Annotated in this window: 13 protein-coding genes; 7 read left to right on the forward strand and 6 right to left on the reverse strand. The window is 37.2% G+C overall.

Features of this window, described 5'->3' with window-relative positions; all coding sequences use genetic code 11:
* Positions 1-207: 207 nt before the first annotated feature.
* Positions 208-603 (reverse strand): VOC family protein, encoded by a 396-nt coding sequence (locus ACKTTZ_RS17030; protein ID WP_034698817.1) that lies wholly within the window; start codon positions 601-603, stop codon positions 208-210.
* Between the two features lie 100 nt (positions 604-703).
* A complete protein-coding gene (locus tag ACKTTZ_RS17035) occupies positions 704-1,390 on the reverse strand; it encodes a Crp/Fnr family transcriptional regulator (RefSeq protein WP_407846092.1) in 687 nt (228 codons plus the stop codon).
* 399 nt (positions 1,391-1,789) lie between these two features.
* On the opposite strand from ACKTTZ_RS17035, the gene ACKTTZ_RS17040 reads away from it, so the two are divergent.
* Positions 1,790-2,515 (forward strand): YoaK family protein, encoded by a 726-nt coding sequence (locus tag ACKTTZ_RS17040; protein WP_253317912.1) that lies wholly within the window; start codon positions 1,790-1,792, stop codon positions 2,513-2,515.
* A gap of 51 nt (positions 2,516-2,566) precedes the next feature.
* Here ACKTTZ_RS17040 and ACKTTZ_RS17045 read toward each other — a convergent pair whose 3' ends face one another.
* From ACKTTZ_RS17045 to ACKTTZ_RS17055, 3 genes are all read right to left on the reverse strand, one after another.
* Positions 2,567-3,385, reverse strand: a complete 819-nt coding sequence (locus ACKTTZ_RS17045; RefSeq protein ID WP_034698809.1) for a DUF4249 domain-containing protein — start codon at positions 3,383-3,385, stop codon at positions 2,567-2,569.
* A 3-nt stretch (positions 3,386-3,388) separates the two neighbouring features.
* On the reverse strand, positions 3,389-5,719 hold the full coding sequence (locus ACKTTZ_RS17050; RefSeq protein WP_034698807.1) for a TonB-dependent receptor: 2,331 nt from the start codon (positions 5,717-5,719) through the stop codon (positions 3,389-3,391).
* Positions 5,720-6,041: 322 nt separating this feature from the next.
* Positions 6,042-7,025: a helix-turn-helix transcriptional regulator gene (locus ACKTTZ_RS17055; RefSeq protein ID WP_407846093.1), complete on the reverse strand. Its 984-nt coding sequence runs from the start codon at positions 7,023-7,025 to the stop codon at positions 6,042-6,044.
* Positions 7,026-7,226: 201 nt separating this feature from the next.
* On the opposite strand from ACKTTZ_RS17055, the gene ACKTTZ_RS17060 reads away from it, so the two are divergent.
* The 6 genes from ACKTTZ_RS17060 to ACKTTZ_RS17085 all read left to right on the forward strand — a co-directional run bounded on the left by ACKTTZ_RS17060 (position 7,227) and on the right by ACKTTZ_RS17085 (position 14,437).
* Positions 7,227-7,946, forward strand: coding sequence for a DUF6796 family protein (locus ACKTTZ_RS17060; protein ID WP_253317718.1), 720 nt, complete (start codon positions 7,227-7,229; stop codon positions 7,944-7,946).
* Positions 7,947-8,102: 156 nt separating this feature from the next.
* Positions 8,103-8,705: a TlpA family protein disulfide reductase gene (locus tag ACKTTZ_RS17065; RefSeq protein ID WP_407846094.1), complete on the forward strand. Its 603-nt coding sequence runs from the start codon at positions 8,103-8,105 to the stop codon at positions 8,703-8,705.
* Positions 8,706-8,743: 38 nt separating this feature from the next.
* Entirely contained in the window at positions 8,744-9,307 is a 564-nt protein-coding gene (locus ACKTTZ_RS17070) for a Crp/Fnr family transcriptional regulator (RefSeq protein ID WP_407846095.1), read from the forward strand.
* Positions 9,308-9,402: 95 nt separating this feature from the next.
* The gene (locus ACKTTZ_RS17075) at positions 9,403-9,792 is read left to right on the forward strand and encodes a RidA family protein (RefSeq protein WP_034698794.1); all 390 of its coding nucleotides are present in this window, start codon (positions 9,403-9,405) and stop codon (positions 9,790-9,792) included.
* Between the two features lie 95 nt (positions 9,793-9,887).
* Positions 9,888-10,676 carry an SDR family oxidoreductase gene (locus tag ACKTTZ_RS17080; protein WP_407846096.1) on the forward strand — a complete coding sequence of 263 codons (789 nt, stop codon included), beginning with the start codon at positions 9,888-9,890 and terminating at the stop codon, positions 10,674-10,676.
* A gap of 275 nt (positions 10,677-10,951) precedes the next feature.
* A complete protein-coding gene (locus ACKTTZ_RS17085) occupies positions 10,952-14,437 on the forward strand; it encodes a DUF2723 domain-containing protein (RefSeq protein WP_407846097.1) in 3,486 nt (1,161 codons plus the stop codon).
* Positions 14,438-14,761: 324 nt separating this feature from the next.
* Here ACKTTZ_RS17085 and ACKTTZ_RS17090 read toward each other — a convergent pair whose 3' ends face one another.
* Entirely contained in the window at positions 14,762-17,005 is a 2,244-nt protein-coding gene (locus tag ACKTTZ_RS17090) for a nitric-oxide reductase large subunit (protein ID WP_407846098.1), read from the reverse strand.
* Position 17,006: the final 1 nt, after the last annotated feature.

Consider the following 17,006-nt stretch of genomic DNA (forward strand, 5'->3'; position numbering starts at 1 on the left):
CACCGCCTTACATTCTGTTCTGTCTTAGGAAGCGAAAGAACAGAAGGCTATTTCTCAAAATCAGTATACTATACTTTAAGTTACTAAGACAGCCTTTAGCTCTTCTGATCTTCACTATTATTCTAGCAAATGTATAAATTAAAAACTCCTACATCTGACTTTGCAAACATAGGAGACAGCCTCTTTTGTGTTGATGGATGAAAAGATCTAACTGAATTTTTTCACAGCCTCTTCACTCACAGGAGTAAAAAAGTTAATCATATTGCCATCCGGATCACAGAACAGGAGAGATCTGTTTCCCCATGGCATCGTTGTGGGCTCCTGAATAATTTTGGAAGCAATATTTTTGATTCTTTCATATTCTTCATCTACATTTTTAACCAAAAACTCGATGATGGTTGATTTTGTTCCTGCGAAGTCTGTCAGACCTTCCGAAAATAGTTGCATTGTTCGTGTACTTCCGATAGCGATAGTGATAGAATCTGTAGCAAGTTCTGCAAAATCTTCCGTATACCATGTGGCAGTTATACCCACAATCTGTTCATAAAATGCTACGGCTGCTTTAATGTCTTTGCTGATCATTCTTAATGAGGTAAGTTTCATAAGGATACTTATTTGTTTAAACTAATTTTAAACAAAGGTAATAGGTACTTATGACAACAGACTGTCAGTAGAAGTGTGGGATTTTAATCTGAATGGCTTATTAATAAAAATTAGCAATATGAATTAACCGCTTAAAGTTGATGATCTGTATCTTCCTTCCTTCGGATCTGATGAGTTTTTCCTGTTTGAAATCATTGATGATGCGGGCTAAAGTTTCTCTGGCAGTTCCTACCATATTGGCAAGATCCACACGGGAAAGAGTAATAAATACTTCTTCATCAGGGGCATCATTTGATTTATATTTATCATGGAGAATCAGCAAGCTGAGAGCAGCTCTTTCTCTTACGGTGCGATGGGATAGAACAGCAATAAGGTTGGCCATCACACTGAATTCATGGCTTAAAGACTTTAGAAGAAGCCTTGAAAGCACTGATGACTGGCTTAGAATCTCCAGAAAGCTGTCTTTTGAAATAAAGGAAATGGCAGAATTCTCCAGTGTTGAGGTTGTATCTCCATAAGATTCGTTGCTCAGGATCGCAGAATACCCGAAAAATTCACCGGAGCTGTAGATGTAAATAATCTGCTCCCTTCCATCATTATCAACTTTGTATTTCTTTATTTTACCCTCATTAAGGTAATAAACGCCATTAGGTTTTGTTCCGTCAGTAAATATGGGTTCATTTTTACGGTAGTTTTTGGTTTTCATAGCTCCTGTAAGCAGATTTTTATCATACTCTGGGAGTTCATCAAAAAGATATTGATTGTTAAAAATAAATTTTGAGATCATAATTTTTCTATACAGGCTATTGAATCCGTACTCAGTTTTTAACTTAAATCACATTTTAAACCCATGTATGTCACAAGGTTTTTTTTCTGAACGAATTACTTTTACAAAAGTAATAAAATTGGTGCTGAAATAAGAAACAGAACATTTCAGAGAGGTTTTTGAAAAGTGTTTTCACTTCATATACCGATCTGTCATTTGTTACGGGAAAAAGTAGGATTTTACGTTAGGGGACATAGTAAGTCTATAAAGAACACTGGATAAATATTTAAGTGGACATGTTTTTCACGGCTTTATGCTGACATTTCTAATTTATTTTTTTTGCTTATTTATTTTATCCAGCTGTTTTTTTTGAGTAAAATCTTAAAAAAGAAAAATACACAACCCTTATAGAGATTTATAATGTTCAGGCATAGAGGGAAATACAGAACTTATTTTCACAATCTTAAGCTTGCATCCGCACTTTCGTTTGTTGCCGGAATAGTGAATATTGTAGGAGTAATGTCCGTTAAAGTGCTTACCACCAATATAACGGGGCACTTTGCTTTCTTTTCCGAAGAAATTCTACTCAGTCATTATAGTGAAGCTCTTACTTATCTCGTCTTTATTATGTGTTTTCTGGGAGGAGCATTCTGTTCAAGCTTTATGGTTGAATTTTCTTCCGGACGTAGCATGTTTCGCCCCCATCTTATTCCTTTGATTACTGAAATTCTGATATTAGGTTTTGTGGGAATATCAGATGATGAGACACTGAAACTATCAATATCTCCTTATACCATTGCCGGCCTTTTGCTTTTTGCAATGGGAGCCCAGAATTCATTAGTAACAAGAGTATCCCAGTCTGTGGTGAGAACGACTCATCTTACGGGATTATTTACTGATCTGGGAATAGAACTTTCCAAACTTTTCTTTAAAGAACGGGAAAATGAAAAGAGACAGCTTAAAAAGAATATCACTCTTAAACTGGTGATTATTGCCTGCTTTTTTTCAGGATGCATTATTGGTGGTTTGGGTTACAGTACAATCCGTCTAAAAACATTGATGGTGACAGCAGGATTACTGTTTTTTGTGATCAGGTATGATAAGCTTCTGTACAGATATTATGCCTTAAAAAGGAGATTAAGATAAAACAGAAAATAAAAAAGGATATTCCAATCATTGAAATATCCTTTTTTAAATTTATGGAGTAGTCATCTGTTCAATGACAAAAGTTTCCGTATCTGTTGTATGAGCTGAAAAATACCCCAAAGCTCCGTTGCTTATATTGCTTGGTGGATTGGCAGGAGTAGCTGTTCCGCCATTGCCTCCTGAAATCTGAAGCAAAGAACTGTAATAGGTGAATATATTGTTATCAATACATTGCATTTCTACATGAATTTTATCTCCCACTACCACTTCATGATCTCTGCCTTTATTATCATCATTAGGAAGAATTAAAGGCTGTTGATTGGGTAATCCGTTATTCACATTATCTGAAAAAGTATTCATATACTTTTTAGTAAGATCATTGATGGTAAAACTAAAAAGGTAACGGTTTCCTAATGGTAATGGATCTGTAAATAATGGTAAGAGGGTATACGTGGTTTTATCTCCAAATTTGAAAGAACTCTGCTGTAATCCGTCAAAATAAACTACTTCAGGCATTCTGCTCTGAGCTGTATATTGTTTTCCTTCGGCCTGAACTTTTAAAGTATAAGTTCTGCCAGGCTCTCCGGTGAACGTAGTCGTTTGATAGATTCCGTTTCCTACATAATGAAGGGTCTCTGTTTGTCCCATATCGTCACTTAAAATAACCTCAGCGCCAGTGACCGCCGGATATTGATTAGGTGATGAAAAACTTACTGACTTTGTGATTTTTACGGTATAAGGTCCTGATTGATTGGTTACATTTCCTTCAATAACAATATTTCCGCTTTGATCATTCAGATCCAGGTCGATCTCTTTTTCACAAGAGGTTAATGCAAAGAGAGATACTATGATATAAAATATATTTTTCATGATTTAGAATTTGAAATTATAAGTGATGTTGGGTACCCAACGGAATAAAGAGGTCTGCATCGCACGGGTTGTTCCGGGACGGTCAGGATTGTCTTCAAAGTTGATGGTGTAGGCGTTTTCTCTACCATATAGGTTGTAAATACCAAATGTCCATGAACCACGGAATCGTTTATTGGTACTTGGTTCATAAGTTGCACTCAGATCCATTCTGTGATAGGCCGGCATTCTGTCTGCATTTCTGTTGCTGTATTGGAATATGGTTTGTCCGTTGAGTTCATATTTTCCGGTAGGGAAGGTAACAGCATTTCCTGTGCTATAGACGAACAGCCCTGAAAAACTCCACTTTGGATTAAGCTGATACGTGGCAACGATAGAAAGGTCATGGGTTTTATCCATTCTGGCGTTGTACCATTCGTTATTGTTGATTCCGTCAATCTTTCTTTCTGTTTTGGAAAGAGTATAGGAAATCCATCCTGTCAGTTTTCCGCTTTTCTTTTTGGCAATAAGTTCCAATCCGTAAGCTCTTCCTTTTCCGAATAGCAATTCACTTTCTACATCTGCTCCTGTATCAAAACCAATTTGAGCCCCGTTTTTGAAGTCGATTTGGTTTTTCATGTCTTTGTAGTAAATCTCAGCGTTCAATTCATAATTATTGTTATTGAAATTTCTGCTGTAACCAAGGCTGATCTGATCTGCAATTTCCGGTTTTACCGTATAGCTGCTTCCTATCCACTGGTCGGTAGGGTTTCCACTGTTGCTGTTGCTCAGAAGGTGAAGATTCTGGGTATTTCTGGAATAACCTCCTTTTACACTGCTGACTTCGTTAATACGGTAGTTAGCACTAATACGTGGCTCAATATTCGTATAGGTTTTCCCGAATTTTCCTTTTTCTAAGAATTTACTGTCGGTTAACACACCATTCTCATAGGTATTGAATGTGTCTCCTCCCAGTACACTAAACATGGAGAGCCTTGCCCCATAATTAATCGTTAGCTTTTCCGTTGCTTTATAATCATCATTGATATAAACAGCATTCTCCCATGAATATCTCGGATTTCTCGTAAAGCTGCTCACAGTAGTCCCTGAAGCACTGCTCGGAGTAAGAGTATGATAAATAGACTGAAGACCGAAGCGTACAGAATGTTTGTTTCCTGCAAACCAGGTAAAGTCCTGCTTAAGATTCCAGTCACGGATTTTTGAATTTAAATCAAATACGGTATCATCATTTTTCAGACTGATTTTATAATCATAATTACTGTAAATGAATGACGTATTGGAGAATAGTTTACTGCTGATAATGCTGTTCCATCTCAAGGTTGCCGTAGTATTTCCCCAGTCTGTATTGAAAGTATCTCCCAATCCCAGAACATCTCTTCCAAAATATCCGGACAGGTAAATACGGTTGTTTTCATTGATCTGATAGTTGGCTTTAAGGTTCAGATCATAGAAATATAATTTGTTGTCTTTATAATCTTTATTGGTTTTAAGGAACAAATCGGCATACGTTCTTCTTCCTGAAACAATGAATGAAGATTTTTCCTTCTGAATAGGGCCTTCCACACTTAATCTGCTGCTGATAAGACCAATTCCTCCATTGATATTATAGTCTTTATTGTTTCCGTCTTTCATTTTAACATCTAATACAGAAGAAAGGCGACCTCCGTATTGTGCGGGGCTGTTTCCTTTAATGATGCTGGCATCTTTCAGAGCATCACTGTTGAATGTACTGAAAAAACCAAGAAGGTGAGAAGCATTATAAACCGGAGCTTCATCCAGTAATATCAGGTTCTGGTCGGTAGCACCACCACGTACACTGAACCCGCTGCTTCCTTCACCACTGCTTTTAATACCTGGTAAAAGTTGAATAGTTTTCATCACATCCTTTTCTCCGAACAGGACAGGAAGCTTTTCTATATTTTTAATGCTTAATGTTTCTGCTCCCATTTGAGCCGAAGTCAGATTTTTATCCTTTTTAATGCCGGTTATCACCACCTCATCAATTGCTTTTGCTACAGCTTCTGCAGGAACTAGGGGAAGGTCAACTTTTATATTCTGATCTACTTTGATCTGCTGTTCAAAATCCTGATATCCCGGGTAGGAAATAATCAGGGTGTAATTTCCCTCAGGTAAGGAAAGTGAGTAAAATCCATACTCATTGGCAACAACATTGATAGCAGGATCTTCACTTACTTTTACAGATACTCCGATGAGCAATTCACCGTTTTTTTTGTCTTTCACGGTTCCACTTACGGAATACGTTTGCTGGGCGATTGCCAGGGTACTGAAACAGAGCGCAGCGGTGGCTGCGGTGATTTTTAAAAAGGATGTTTGCATTAGTTTATTTTAAAGTAGTAGATCTCTTGTATAGGAATTAATGTTTAATTGATGTATGATTAGTTAGATGAATAGGGGATTTGTTACACGTAACAATTTAATTATGAAATAAATCCGGTGAAAAAACAGTTTTCCGGAAATAGTAAAAGCAAGGATAAAATAAGATGTTTACACAAACAATAATATTATGCATTGTATATTGATTTATTGTTGTTTTTCTGTTGATTTTGTTGAAAAACAAATTATTAACGGGTGTTATCTAGTTTTTATTATTGCCCGGTATAAAAAATAGACAAATGAGCTTTTAAAAGTCTGTATGATGTTATCTTTTTCTGAGTTGGCTTGGCAGGATATTGAATTTTCTTTTAAACGCTGAGGAAAAATGTCTCGGATTTTTATAGCCGATATGATCAGAAATTTCACTGATATTAAGATCACTGTCGAGAAGCATTCTTTTGGCTTGTTCCATTTTGAGATCGTTCCAGTATCCGAAAACGGTAGTGCCGAAGAGCTCTTTGAAGCCTTTCTTTAAAGTAAATTCATTAGTTCCCACCAGATGCGCAAGATCATTTAGAGAGCTGTCTGCATTCAGGTTCTTTACAATATAATCTCTCACAGCGTACATTTTTTCTATATCTTTTTTCTGAAGAGAAGAAGGTAAGGATTCACTGTCAAGAAACTGTTCAAGCTGTAACAGCAGAAGTTCATTTACTTTAGCTTCAAGATAAATTCGTTTGAATATCCCTTTTCTGTTACAATGAATGATATCGTTCAGAATCTGATACATTTCATGGGTAATGCGGTTATGCTCAGTCTGAATGAGGGATGAATTTTTCTTGTCAATCGAACTTCTGAATATTTCAAACAATCCTGAATCTTCTGGCAGAAATTTTTTAAAAAACTCAGGAGCAAGATTGATTTCGAATATATACATTTCCGGGCCTTTAAATTCCATTCTGCCTTCCATATGATGGGCATAAATAATGTTGTGCTGATAGCTGTCAAACACTACTGTTTTCTGGAAGTTGCCCGAAACTGCTTTGCTTTTTCCTTTCAGGGTAAAATGCATTTCTACTGAATCAAAATCACTTTCAAGATATATTTCAAGCGGTTTATTCAATACAACATTCCCAAAACTGATGTGGACATGGGTGAAGCTTATTTCGTGATAAAAACCATTTCCATAAGGAGGAATGAGCTGGGTAATGCATTCCTGGATGTCTCCATCATGTAAGAAATAAGAGGAAGGATAATTTCGCTCCATAAGCATGTTCCCAAGGTTTTCATCATATAGCCGTACTGTCATTTCCTTTTCTTTGGTTAGAATTTCCTTTTTACGGACTTTTTATTCCGTTTTACAGACCCTTTCTGTTGAATGTTTAGAGTAAGTTTGCACAAAGATAATGATTATTTAGAATGATTCTTAATAATTAAAATTTGCTTTTAAATAAGAGAAAGAAATAATGAAATGATGTACATCTTATATAAAATTAATTGTTGAAAAATTATGAAATATTCAGGTAAAATAAACTGGTCTTTTGCGGCAGCAATAGCAGTCTCAATATGTTGGATTATTGGTGATATTTACGTTGCCGGATTTGATCCGAACCCTTCGGATTATCCGTTGTTTTCAAAGACTTATGCCGATCAGGTAGATGTAGAATTTGCAACTTTGATGCTGGAAGGTTCCACTCCAAGGTTGATGTTTGGTGCTTTGATTGGTGCTCTTACAGGACCTTTACTGCTTCCCGTCACGTGGCTGGTGTATCAGTTTTTTAAAGACACTCAAAAATGGTATGCCGTATTTGTGTATTGGATCTTACTGGCAGGAGCTGTTTTATCACCTTTAGGACATGCCGGATTCTTCTATGTGGGAGAGATTTATAAAGCAGTTTATCATACAGATTCTGCTTCTCATCCTTATCTTCTGGAAACAGGAAGAGGCTTTATGAAAATGCTGAATATCGCCTGGGGAACTGCTATTGGTGTACTGGCTGTAGGATGGATTTCCTTTGCTGTTTGTATTCTTTTCAATAAAACCCTGCTGCCGAGATGGATGGCTTTGCTGACACCATTTGCGCTTACTTTGTTTATTATTCCTATAAAAAATCTTTTACCTCTTCCTTTTTCAGGATGGGTAGGTGGAGCGATATTCAATATTGCGTATCTGACATTTTTCAGTTCTCTGCTTTTTCTTTTCAGAAAGAAACTGTTGAATAAAATATAGTTTTAAAGAATCTTACCATGATGATAACTTGAAATAAAACACAGAGAAAGGCCTTTGAATCTTAGTATTTGAAGGCTTTTTTATTTTAAAAACAGTCCTGCTTTTCTTTTGATCAAAATATTAATCCTATATTGGCTGGGAATTAAGCGGGAGAATATGGAAAATCTGAAAATCTGGGTAAGAAAAAATGGCTCTACTGTAGTCCTTATGATATTGTTTATTATCATTTTGGTAAATAAAGATGCGAAGGCATGGCTGATGAGACAGGTGGCTTCCACAGGAATTCTCAATGCCAGTATATCAGAACCAAAAGAAACGAAAAATAGTTCAGCTAAATTTTCCTATGCCGGATTTATGCTGAAAAATGAAGATGGAAAGATTACAGATATTTCTGCATTACAGAATAAAGTGGTCTTCATTAACTTTTGGGCCTCCTGGTGTCCTCCGTGTCGTGCAGAGTTTCCGTCTGTTCAGAAACTATATGATCGATACAAAGACAATCCGGATATGGTATTTCTTACGGTAAACCTGGATGATAATATTGCTCTTGGAAAATCTTACTTAAAGGAAAACGGCTTTACCGTTCCTTTTCTGGTACCAGCTGGAAATATTCCTGATGTATTGTATAGTGGTTCACTGCCAACGACTGTTGTATTAGATAAAAAAGGAGAGATCCGTCTGCATCATAAAGGGCTGGCAGATTATAGTAAAGATTCATTTTATAAACAGATTGACGAGCTTTTGAAACAAAATCCTTAGCTATTTAAATCGTATTTTTATATCATAAGAAATAGAATATGGTACAACAGCTAAGAACCCACATTGAAAAAATAGTTCCTCTTAATGATGATGAATTTGAATTCATATCGTCCTGTTTTACCTATAAAAAATATAAGAAGCATCAGTTTTTAGTACAGGAAGGAGAAGCTGTCCCTTACAACTATTTTGTATTGAAAGGTTTGTTAAAGTTGGTTTATACAGACGAAACCGGAAAAGAACATATTGTAGGATTTGCCATGGAAGACTGGTGGGAAACCGATTTTCCGGCTTATTACCAGCAAACTGCAGCTACTATGTCTTTGGAATGCATTGAAGAGACAGAAGTATTATGCATTAAGCTTGATGATTATAAAAAACTATGTGCACAGCTTCCGAAACTGGAACATTTCTTCCTTGAAAAAGCCTATATGGGTTTTATTACCGCTCAACAACGTACCGTTTCCATGATGACAACCGGAATAAAAGAACGCTATAATCAGCTTTTGAAAAAATATCCTTCGTTGGTTCAGAGGGTTCCAAAATCTCTTCTGGCAGCTTATTTAGGAGTTTCGAGGGAGACACTGAGCCGATTGCCACTATAAAATGTGATGATGATCACAGGATAATCGTGAGCCGGATCACATAGATTTGAAGCATCTGTTCTGCAATTTTGCATAGTAATTCTAAATTCAATACAATGGAAAAAAGAACAGTTAATCCATGGAAATGGCAGGATGAGAGAAGTTATTCTCAGGCTGTAGAAGTAAAAAATGTTGAAAGTACTTTATACTGCTCAGGGCAGGCAGCTATTGATCCCGATGGAACATCCAGTGATAAGGATATGAAATCACAACTGGAACAGGCTATTGCCAATCTGGAAGAGGTAATCCGTTCAGCAGGATATGAATGCAATGGTATTGTAAGATTAAATATCTACACAACTTCTACTGAAGAACTCTGGCCTCATTTTCCTATTCTTCAGGAGTGGATTGCCAGACATCAGATTCAGCAGGCTGTAACCATGCTTGAGGTGAATGGTTTGTTTGAAACTTTAAAGGTGGAACTTGAAGCTACAGTCGTAAAATAAATGAGAAATAAGCCTTAAAAAAAAAAACTTCAAAATATAATTTGGAGGTTTTTTCTTACATTTATCCTATACCAATTACGATATCCAAAGATCTTATGAATATTCAACTTTTTTCAAAAAATGCTTTAGTAGGAGGAGCTACGCAGGGAATCGGTGCCGGAATTGCCACTGAACTGGCAAAATGCGGAGCCAATGTTACCGTTATGTCCCGCAATGAAACAAAACTTAAAGATTTCGTTGCTGCACTGCCTGTCATCAATGCTGATCAGAAACATAGCTATCTTGTAGCAGACTTTTCAGATTTTGAAAGTTATAGAAAAATTATTGCAGGATACTTTAGTAATCATTCAGTAGATATTCTGGTGAATAATACCAATGGTCCGGAACCGGGGTTGGCAGTGGATAAAAATACCGATGACTATCAGAAAGCATTTGATCTTCTCTTTAAAACTGTTTGCGAAACAACATTACTGGCTTTACCGCATATGATTCAACAGAAAAAAGGGCGTATCATTAATGTTTCCTCTTTATCAGTAAAAGAACCGATTGGAAATCTGGCCTTGTCCAATTCTATCCGTTCTGCAGTGATTGCTTGGGCAAAAACCCTTTCTAATGAGATTGCACAGCATAATATCACGGTAAATAATGTGTTAACAGGGTATTTCGATACTGAAAGAATTCAAAAACTGGTAGCTCATGAGGCTCAGCAAACTGGTTCAAAAGAAGAAGAAATAAAAAAGGAGAGGGAAAATAAGATTCCTATGAAAAGATTCGGACAGCCTGAGGAATATGGACATCTGGTGGCGTTTCTGGCTTCGGAATATTCAAATTATCTTACCGGAACAAGTATTCCTTTGGATGGAGGATTGAATAATACGTATTAAAACTTTACCATTTAGGAAACATAAATTCTTTTAAACCGCAAAAGCCACAAAAGTTTTTGAATTTGTTTCTAATCTTTCTATTTTGAGTGTTAAAGTACACGTAAGTTGTTTGAAATCTTTGATTTACTTCTTCTTATATGAACTTTTTGCAGCATTGTTTTTAAATTTATTAAACTACGCTAAGACTTTTGTGGCTTTTGTGGTTTGAGAATAAAATAAGGTAAATGTAATAAACCCTTTCTCTCAATTGTCATATACATATTGGAAAATATGATATGAAAAACTGGTCTTTTAAAAAATGGAACACCGTACTGGGATGGTTCCTTTTCGCTGTTGCGCTTATTACTTATCTTTCAACGATAGAACATTCCCTGAGTTTTTGGGACTGCGGAGAATATATCTCTTCAGCTGTGAAACTGGAGGTAACCCATGCTCCGGGAGCGGCTTTATTCCAGATTATGGGAGCTGTAGCAAGTATTTTTGCATTGGGGAATGCAGAACATTATTCTATTGTAATCAATGCTATGTCAGCATTGTTCAGTGCATTTACAATCCTGCTTCTGTTCTGGACGATTACCCATTTTTTAAGGAGACTTTTACATAAAGATGTTGAAAAAATTACAAAGCATCAGGAAATCTCAATCCTGTTTGCCGGAATGATTGGAGCTTTATGTTTTACATTTTCAGATACATTCTGGTTTTCAGCAGTAGAAGGAGAGGTGTATTCCATGGCTTCCATGTTTATTGCTTTGCTGGTTTGGCTTATCACCAAATGGGAAAATGAATATAAAACAGCAGACAGCGAGAGATGGATCATTCTTATTTTCTTTATCATAGGACTTTCTGTAGGGGTTCATATGATGTGTATGCTGGCTATTCCGGCCATATGCCTGGTGTATTATTCCAGAAATTATACTTTTTCGTGGAAGAATTTTATAATGGCCAATTTGGTTACACTGGGAATTCTTGCCTTTGTATTCAAGATGATTTTCCCTTTGATAATGACTCTGTTTGGAAAGCTTGAAATTTTCTTTGTGAACGGACTGGGACTTCCTTTCCATTCAGGGACCATTGTGGCGTTTGTTCTCATGACGATCATAAGTTATCTTCTGATTAAATATGCCCGAAAAACAAAAAGAAAACTATACCAGACTGTCGTTTTATCTCTGGTCTATATGATCATCGGATTTTCATGCTGGCTGGTAATTCCGATAAGAGCGAATGCCAATCCTCCGATGAATCTTAATGATCCTGATACTGCTATCGGGATGAGAGATTATTATAACAGAGAACAATACGGTGACTGGCCTACCATTTACGGACAGAATTACACTGCATTTCTTGATAAAAACGGAATGGAAAAAGATGAAGACGGAAGCTATAAAAGAGACATCACCGGAGATATTTACGAAAAAGATGAAAAAACCGGAACCTACAGAAAAACAGGGGAGAGATTCAACTATGTGTTTAACAAATCCCATATAAGCTTCATGCCAAGAATGTTCAATCAGGATAATGAAGTGATGGCAAACTATATTTCTTTATATGGAGCTCCTGACTTTACTTTTAACTTTGATAATGAAGACGTTGCAGACAATCCGGAAGCGAAAAGGATTTTTGAAGAATTGAGAGCAAAATATGAAGGAGATTCTATCACGGCAGAAGATTATCTGAAAGTGAAGCCTTATGATCTTATTAAAGTGCAACGTCCATCCTTCGCTCAGAATATGGATTATTTTATATCATTTCAGAATGGATACTACTTTGTAAGATATCTGATGTGGAACTTTGTAGGAAGACAGAATGATCTTCAGGGACATATGGAAAATACCAATGGAAACTGGATTTCGGGATTTTCTTTTATTGATAATGCTTTACTTGGGAATCAGGATCATATGCCTGCAAAGTTTAAAAATGAAAGTACCGTAAAGTTTTTCTTTTTGCCGCTGATTTTAGGATTGATTGGCTTCTTTTTCCAGCTCAACAGAGACTTTGGAAGGTTTTATGCGATGCTTTCGCTGTTTGTTCTGACAAGTATGGGAATTGTTTTCTATACCGGAGTAAAACCATTTGAAGTAAGGGAAAGAGATTATGCCATGGTAGGTTCATTTTATGCCTTTGCCATTTGGATTGGTCTGGGAGCGGGATTCCTACTTTGGCTGATTCAGTCTAAGGTTAAATCCAATGCTGCCAACATTATTCTTGGGCTTATTTTACTAGGAATTCCTTTGATGATGGGCTTTCAGAATTACACCTCGCATGACAGAAGTAAGAAAACAGCAGCCCGTGATTATGCCTATTCATTTTTACGTTCGTTGCCAAAAGATGATATTATTTTCATTTATGGTGATAATGATACCTTTCCGGTATGGGCGATTCAGGAAACGGAAAGATTCAGGGATGATGTGAAAACGGTGAACTTTACCCTTTTAGCCACTCCATGGAATATTGATCAGGTGAAAAGAAAAACTTACAATGCGAAGGGGATTCCGGGTGAATTAACGCATGAAGAATATAGAGATGGGGTAAATGATCAGGTATATCTGATGAAAAAAGAAAACTGGGAAGAACTTTTCCAAATGCTGAAAGAACAGGGTGCTCCGGACACTGCTTTCCAGGAATTCAGAAAATATCTGACCCAGGATTCTCTGACATTGAAAGATGCTATGAAATTTCTGAAATTACAGTCATCCGAAAAAGATGAATTGCTGAAAATGTACTTCGGAGAAAAACAATATGAAAAATACAATATTCTTCCGGTGAGCAAATTTATTCTTCCGGTAAATAAAGAAAATGCAGTGAAATCGGGGATCATTACTCAGGCAGATCTTCCACAAGCTGTAGACCAGATTATGATTAATTATGAAGCCAATACGCTTTATAAAAGTAATCTGATGATGCTGGATATGCTGGCTAATTTCGATTGGAAACGTCCGATTAATTTCTCTTCAGGCGGGATGTATGACAGTGAAAATATTTTTTATCTGGATGAATATCTTCAGTTTGATGGTTTCAGCTACAGACTGGTTCCTATTCATACTCCGCAGAGTCCGGATGGAGACAAAGGAAGGGTAGATGCGAATTCTCTTTATCAGGTGGTGAAAAACTTCAGATGGGGAAATTTTAAAGATTTAAGTATTTATTATGATGAAACGGCTACATCAAATATTTTGGGCTACAGAATGTCCGTGAGCAGAGCTGTATCTGCACTGGTTGTCAATGGGCAGAAAGCTAAAGCGTTGGAGTTGCTGGATCTTGCCGCAAAAGAAATTCCTGTGGAGAAATACAATGATCCACGTTCATTAAGTGCGATGGTTACCGGATATATTGTTGCAGGAAAGGAACAGAAAGGTCTTCAGCTGGCTGAAACACTCAAAAAGGGAATATTTGAAGAATATGATTATTACCAGAACCTTTCTCCTTCATTTAAAGCAGCAGCCAAAAGACAGATGAGGTCTAAACCGATGGAATATGCACTTGTTGTTGCAGCCGTTACAGATGCCTACAAGACTTTGGGGCAGAAAGAAAAAGCGCATGCGTATCTTTTAAAATCGATGGAACCTATTGATAAGAAATTCAGTGTTTTTATCAAAGGACTTCAACAGATGGGCAAAGAAAAAGCAGGGAAGGAAGCTGAAAATGTACGCCAGATTACTCCTTTTTATCAGTATTTATTCAATGTCATGGAGCCTTTTGATTCCACATATTCCAGGAAAAAAGAAATTGAAATTACAAATTCAATGATGAAAGTGACACAGTAAAACATATAAAAAAGCCTTTAAATTCAATATTTAAAGGCTTTTTTAATATAAATCAGGATGAGTTAATAGAATCTCATTTTATAAACGCAAAGAATTAAATGCTTGATTTTATATATTGAGGGAGCAAATAGGTTTGATCAATTTCATTGATCGTTTTTAAGCGAATGTATTACCATAATGCTTCATCCACGACAAAGTCGCTCTTCTTCGCTTCCTTAAATAAACATAATGATAATATTCCTTTGCGTTAAAAATTAAATTCAAGTAATGTAAAAATCATCAAATTTTAAAGATTAAAAACCTATGAGATTTGAACCATTTCTACTATCGTTTTTCTTTCAACGACCAGCCAAATTTCAGTCCGATAATAAAAATAACCAAAAGCAGTTCACCGGCAGCCAGTAAAATATCTCCCGGCACACGCATCCATCTCAGAAAATGCATGATGTCCGTCTGCATGAACTCTGCAGAACGTGCATACCAGTAACCTTCTTTTATAGAGGCAACAGACTGCATGATGCCTATTGGAAGAAGACTGATGGTTACCATCACCAGTAATCCGATATTAATCATCCAGAAAGCCCAGCCAATTAATTTATCATTCCACTGTCGGTCAGGATAAAGTCCTCGCAAAACAAACATCATTAATCCGATTCCCAGAATCCCATAAACTCCGAACAACGCCGCATGACCGTGTACAGCAGTGGTATTCAGTCCCTGGATGTAATACAATGCAATAGGAGGGTTGATGGCAAACCCGAAGATCCCTGCACCAAGGAAATTCCAGAAACACATGGCAATGAAGCAGTAGATAGGCCATTTGTAAGCCTGAATCCATTGGGTTGATTTACTCAGTTGATAATTTTGGTAAGCTTCATAACCTATCAGAACAAGCGGGACTATTTCAAGGGCACTGAAAGTTGCTCCTAAAGCAAGTACAGCGGTAGGCGTAGCACTGAAATACAAATGATGGAATGTCCCCAGAATTCCTCCGCCAAGAAAAATAATGGTAGAAAATAAAACGGCACTGGTGGCAGATTTCAGCCTTAATAATCCCAGTCTTGTAAATAAAAAGGCAGCCACTACCGTTGCAAAAACTTCAAAAAATCCTTCTACCCAAAGATGAACAACCCACCATCTCCAATATTCGGCAATCGCCATATGAGTTTGTCTTCCATACATTAATCCTGCTCCATAAAATAATGCAATGGCTACGGATGAAAGGGTAAATAGGGTTAGCAAATGACGGTCTCCATCTTTACGTTTCAAGGCTGGAAGCAAGGCTCTGACCATTAAAACCAACCAGAGAATAAGCCCGATAAGCAGTAAGATCTGCCACACTCTTCCCAGTTCCACATATTCATACCCCTGATGTCCCCAAAGGAAATTATCCACCAGTCCAAGTTTTTGCATCACACCAAGCCATTGTCCGGTTAAAGATCCCAGCACAACAATCAATAAGGCTCCGAATAATATATTCACTCCCAGTTTCTGATATTTCGGTTCATACCCTGAAACTGCGGGAGCAATATAAAGCCCGGTGGCCAGCCATGAGGTGGCAATCCAGAATATCGCTAGCTGTACATGCCAGCTTCTGGAAACCGACTGTGGTAAAAACTGGTCCAAAGGAATCCCATAAAACCCGCTTCCTTCCACACCATAATGGGCTGTAACTACACCGGCAAGCATTTGAACAAGGATTAGCAGAGCAACGACCCAAATGTATTTCAAAGTGGCTTTCATAGAAGGGGTAGGTTTCATATTTCGAAGTGGATCTTCCAGCGGCAGAGCTTCACTGATTTCTTCTTCTTTGTTTCTGGCATGATAAAATACCAAAAGGCCTACTGAACCTAATAAAAGTAATATACTGAACCCTGACCATAAATGCAGTGAAGGAGGAGGAACGTTTCCAACCGATTCATCATGCGGCCAGTTATTGGTATAGGTCACATCATCTCCCGGCCTTTCCGTGATGCATACCCATGTACTCCATGCAAAGAAAGTATTCATTTTAGCCATTCTGCCCGTATCTTTAATGGTATTCTCAGGAATGGCGTACTGATCACGAAGTTTTGCCATGGAATCATCATTCATAAATAATTTTGAATAATACTGTGCAAGCTGTTTCTGCACTTTCGCCCGCTCAGGAGAGAAAACAATTTCATTATTGCTTTCATTAAAAGTATTGGTACGAAGTTCTTTTTTCAGCAAGACCTGATATTTGGCCTGTTCTTCATCCGGAAGTTCTTTGTAAACTTTACCATCCTTTTTTGCCAGTTCATCAAGCAGAAGAACAGATTCGCGGTGAAGGTAATCAGCCGTCCAGTCCGGAGCAATATAGGCACCATGTCCCCAGATACTTCCTACTGTTTGTCCACCAATAGACTGCCAGACGTTCTGTCCGTCTTTAATATCCTGTGCAGTTGCGATCACCGTTCCATCTGTGCTTACTATTTTGTCCGGAATGGGTGGAATTTTTCTGTAAATTTCAGTTCCATAGAAAATAAGAACAGCAAACGAAGCAATCATTACTACAGCAAGCCATATCCAAAGTTTTTTAGGTGTCATT

Source organism: Chryseobacterium sp. KCF3-3, from assembly GCF_045865955.1.
GTDB lineage: Bacteria > Bacteroidota > Bacteroidia > Flavobacteriales > Weeksellaceae > Chryseobacterium.

Coding starts and splice junctions, on each gene's coding strand:
- ACKTTZ_RS17040 (WP_253317912.1), top strand. CDS start 1,790: ATGTTCAGGCATAGAGGGAAATACAGAACTTATTTTCACAATCTTAAG.
- ACKTTZ_RS17070 (WP_407846095.1), top strand. CDS start 8,744: ATGGTACAACAGCTAAGAACCCACATTGAAAAAATAGTTCCTCTTAAT.
- ACKTTZ_RS17055 (WP_407846093.1), bottom strand. CDS start 7,025: ATGACAGTACGGCTATATGATGAAAACCTTGGGAACATGCTTATGGAG.
- ACKTTZ_RS17065 (WP_407846094.1), top strand. CDS start 8,103: ATGGAAAATCTGAAAATCTGGGTAAGAAAAAATGGCTCTACTGTAGTC.
- ACKTTZ_RS17075 (WP_034698794.1), top strand. CDS start 9,403: ATGGAAAAAAGAACAGTTAATCCATGGAAATGGCAGGATGAGAGAAGT.
- ACKTTZ_RS17085 (WP_407846097.1), top strand. CDS start 10,952: ATGAAAAACTGGTCTTTTAAAAAATGGAACACCGTACTGGGATGGTTC.
- ACKTTZ_RS17045 (WP_034698809.1), bottom strand. CDS start 3,385: ATGAAAAATATATTTTATATCATAGTATCTCTCTTTGCATTAACCTCT.
- ACKTTZ_RS17060 (WP_253317718.1), top strand. CDS start 7,227: ATGAAATATTCAGGTAAAATAAACTGGTCTTTTGCGGCAGCAATAGCA.
- ACKTTZ_RS17090 (WP_407846098.1), bottom strand. CDS start 17,005: ATGACACCTAAAAAACTTTGGATATGGCTTGCTGTAGTAATGATTGCT.
- ACKTTZ_RS17035 (WP_407846092.1), bottom strand. CDS start 1,390: ATGATCTCAAAATTTATTTTTAACAATCAATATCTTTTTGATGAACTC.
- ACKTTZ_RS17080 (WP_407846096.1), top strand. CDS start 9,888: ATGAATATTCAACTTTTTTCAAAAAATGCTTTAGTAGGAGGAGCTACG.
- ACKTTZ_RS17030 (WP_034698817.1), bottom strand. CDS start 603: ATGAAACTTACCTCATTAAGAATGATCAGCAAAGACATTAAAGCAGCC.
- ACKTTZ_RS17050 (WP_034698807.1), bottom strand. CDS start 5,719: ATGCAAACATCCTTTTTAAAAATCACCGCAGCCACCGCTGCGCTCTGT.